Source organism: Rhizomonospora bruguierae (assembly GCF_018397995.1).
Classification (GTDB): Bacteria; Actinomycetota; Actinomycetes; order Mycobacteriales; family Micromonosporaceae; genus Rhizomonospora; species Rhizomonospora bruguierae.
Map to the genome: position 1 here is coordinate 1 of NZ_BBQH01000124.1, position 3,225 is coordinate 3,225.

The following is a 3,225-nucleotide window of genomic DNA, read 5'->3' on the forward strand; positions in this document are numbered from 1 at the left end:
AGGACAGAATCGAGCCGGAAGCAGGTGACCTGCAAACGGGTCGCGAGCCGCTTTACGTCCGCCGCGCGATCCGCTAGTAATCGCCTATGGAGCACCTGTGGTTCGACCTCGGTGGCTGCGCAGGCGGCACCCAGCTCGCGGTACAGCTGCGCGGCTCGTCCGCGCGGGCATGCCTGATGGACGCCGACGAATACCAGGCGTACCTCGACGGTGACGACTACGAGTACCACGGCGGCATCTTCAACGTGAGCCCGATCGTCCTCGAGGTGCCGTACGACGACTGGTACCTGGTGGTCGACAGCTACCACGGGCGCATCAAGGTCAAGTACGAGGAAAACTTCGATTGATACGAACGGTGCCGCGCCCTGTATGGCCCGAAGACTCACCAGATGTCAAGGCTTTCGCCCGAAGCGTTCGGGCTGGGATGCTAGCTGTCGTGACGATCACCGAGCGTGGAGTCGCGCCAGGGGCCGACGGCGCGATTCGTACGCCTTCGGTCGTCGCGCTGCGTAGCGAGCGCTGCGCAGCAGCTGAGTGAACGGCTACTCCTGGTGTGTAATCTGTCGGCCGTGACGCGAGACGATCGCCAGGTGTTCCGATACCACGTGGACTTTGGTGGCGGCGAGCGAGACGTCGTGTCGTTACTCGAGCCCGACTGGGTGCTTCAGCACGGACTGCACCCAGAGGCGGTCATGGCGGTCGTGCGTTAGGGCGCGGACCCGGACGTCCTGGCACCCGCCGATGTTCAGGAGAACGGCCCCTTCCTTCGGCTGTTGTCGAGGGTCATCTTCGAGAGCATTGACCAGTGCGGCTCCCTTCGACAAGAGACGGAGATCCAGGGCAGCGGCTACGTCTATCTACTGGACGAACGCACGCCCGATCCCGGACGAGTTAACCCGGCCGACATCGTCGGTGCGATTGAAGTCAGTAACGGCAGGCCGGTGGCTGGCTCCTACCAGCACGATCCACGCCACCGGCTGCTGACAGCGGCCGGATGGTTCCGGCTGCCGAGTGAGATTGAGGCGGCGCTACGGAGCCGCCTACGCGCCCGAGCCGAAGATTAGCCGGCGTGAGGAGGGCGCACTGTTCTCGGCATGTCCGCAAATGAATCGCACCGAGGCTGGCCCTATGCGGCGTGACCGGTGGGGCGCGACTGCAGCGCGCCCGCTCGGCGGCAGATCCGCGCACCTGATCTTGGCCCGTGAATAGCCTTGGGCGGGGCGGTGCGCTCAGCGGGCAGCCTGCCTGGCGCGGTAGGCGCTTGCCTTGGCGCGGTTCTGGCACGACAGGCCACAGAAGCGACGGGAAGCGTTGCGGGTCGTGTCGAAGAACACCAGGGAGCACTTGTCGGCCTGGCAGACGGCGAGCCGGGCCGACTGGCCCACGCCGATCACCATGGCGAGCGCGGTGCCCATGTCCGCGACCCACGCGTCGACGAGGGTCGCGTCGGCGCGATGGAAGGCAAGCACCGGCGGCCGCCCGGGATGGCCGTGCAGGTTGGGCACGGCCCTGTATCGGGTCAGCAGGTCGTTGAGCTGCGTCGCGACGGCATGGATGTGACTGACCCCGCCGAACATGGGGTGCAGCTCGACGGCGACCGCTGCCAGTGCGTCGGCGTCGGCGGCGGTGAGTGTCACCGGGGCGGTCAGCTGGGCGGTGATCGCGGCGAGCCGTTGCCCGCCTGAGCGGGGCGGGGAGGTGGGCCGGCCGTGTGCGGTGGTGACGGCCAGGCTGTTGACCAGGAGGACCGCTTGTTCGACCCACCGGCCCACGTAACTGTCTATTTCATGTTGACCAGTGATGCGCCATGGCCCTATCGTCACCGTCATAGCGTACATAGACAGTGAGGTTGTGGCGATGTTCGGGTCACTCGCACGGCACATGTGGCATCAGATCGAGCCGGTGCACGCAACGCTGTACTTCAGCTCGCAGGCCTTCGAGGAGGCGGCGGGACTCGGCTACGACGTCGCGTCGCGCTGGCCGAGCTACTTCGCCTGGCGCACGGCCCCGCTGGGCGCCGCTGGTCCGCGGCTGGTGGCCGCCACCTACTACAGCTTCAGCCCCGCGATGATCGCCGAGTACGTGCCCGCCATCTGGGCCACCGCGACACCACAGCAGGTGCTCGACGCGCGCCTGCGAGCGGTGGACCGTACGCTCCGTGCGCTGCTGCCGTCCGCGGCTCAACTACGGGAGGCGGCCGAACTCGCGGTCCGGGCTGCGGAAAGCGTCGACCTCGCGCACCGGCCGCTGGCCGCGGCCAACCTGGACCTGCCGTGGCCAGACGAGCCGCACCTGGCGCTGTGGCAGGCGTACACGGTCCTGCGAGAACATCGCGGCGACGGGCACCTGACCGCACTTCACGCCGCCGGACTGGACGCCTGCGAGGCGCTGTTCTCGTTCGCCGCCATCGGAGCCGCACCTGCGGCCGACTTTGCCGGGCGGGGATGGACCGACGAACAGTGGGCAGCCGCACGGCAACGACTCGCCAGCCGCGGCCTCGTCCACGCCAACGGTTCCGCCACCGAAGCCGGGCACGCCCTGCGCGACCAGGTCGAGCGACACACCGACGAACTGGCAGCCGCGCCGTGGCGGGCACTCGGCGAAGCGAACGCCGAACGTCTCGTCCAACTCAACCGTCGGCTGCTGGGCGCGCTGGTCACGTCCGGCCTGCTGCCGAAGACGAGCACGCTGGGTATAGGAACGGTGCGGGTACCCGCATGAAGCTCGAACGCCTCACCGGCCACGAGATCCTCGCCCACGCCGGTACCCTCACGACGCTCTACCGGGCGGCATTCAGCGAACCACCGTGGCACGAGGACCAGCGCGCTGCCGACGCCTTCGCCGAGCGCCTCACCAGCGACGTACGCCGCCCGGGCTTCACGGCGGTGCTGGCCAGCGACCACGGCGAGCCGGCAGGCTTCGGCACGGCCTTGCGCACGCCGAGCCCCTTCCCCACCGGCCGGGCCTACGACCGCGTCCGCGCCCAACTCGGCGACGCGGTGGAAATCCACCTGGTCGGAGCACTGGAGGTCGATGAGCTAGCGGTCAGCCCACACGCGCGCGGACGAGGCATCGCGGGACGAATCCTCGACGTGCTCTGCGGGGGCGCCGACACCTGCTGGCTGCTGACCGACCCGAAAGCGGCCAACGCGATCCGGCTGTACCAGCGGCTCGGCTGGAAACGCCTCACCACGTCGACGTCCGACATCGTGGTGTTCGCGCATC

5 protein-coding genes are annotated in these 3,225 nt (G+C 68.5%); 4 read left to right on the plus strand and 1 reads right to left on the minus strand.

Annotated elements, in window-relative coordinates; all coding sequences use genetic code 11:
- The first annotated feature begins 86 nt into the window (after nt 1-86).
- Both KJS59_RS30295 and KJS59_RS30300 read left to right on the plus strand, forming a co-directional pair.
- Nucleotides 87-347, plus strand: a complete 261-nt coding sequence (locus KJS59_RS30295; RefSeq protein ID WP_213457375.1) for a DUF1883 domain-containing protein — start codon at nt 87-89, stop codon at nt 345-347.
- A gap of 426 nt (nt 348-773) precedes the next feature.
- Complete coding sequence (locus KJS59_RS30300) at nt 774-1,064, plus strand: hypothetical protein (protein WP_213457377.1); 291 nt, start codon at nt 774-776, stop codon at nt 1,062-1,064.
- A gap of 165 nt (nt 1,065-1,229) precedes the next feature.
- Here KJS59_RS30300 and KJS59_RS30305 read toward each other — a convergent pair whose 3' ends face one another.
- A complete protein-coding gene (locus KJS59_RS30305) occupies nt 1,230-1,823 on the minus strand; it encodes a CGNR zinc finger domain-containing protein (RefSeq protein ID WP_213457379.1) in 594 nt (197 codons plus the stop codon).
- 34 nt (nt 1,824-1,857) lie between these two features.
- Here KJS59_RS30305 and KJS59_RS30310 point away from each other — a divergent pair, with 34 nt between their 5' ends.
- Both KJS59_RS30310 and KJS59_RS30315 read left to right on the plus strand, forming a co-directional pair.
- Complete coding sequence (locus KJS59_RS30310; protein WP_213457381.1) at nt 1,858-2,721, plus strand: SCO6745 family protein; 864 nt, start codon at nt 1,858-1,860, stop codon at nt 2,719-2,721.
- Nucleotides 2,718-3,225: GNAT family N-acetyltransferase (locus tag KJS59_RS30315; protein ID WP_213457383.1), on the plus strand; the 508-nt coding region annotated here is incomplete at its 3' end. The genes KJS59_RS30310 and KJS59_RS30315, both read left to right, overlap by 4 nt.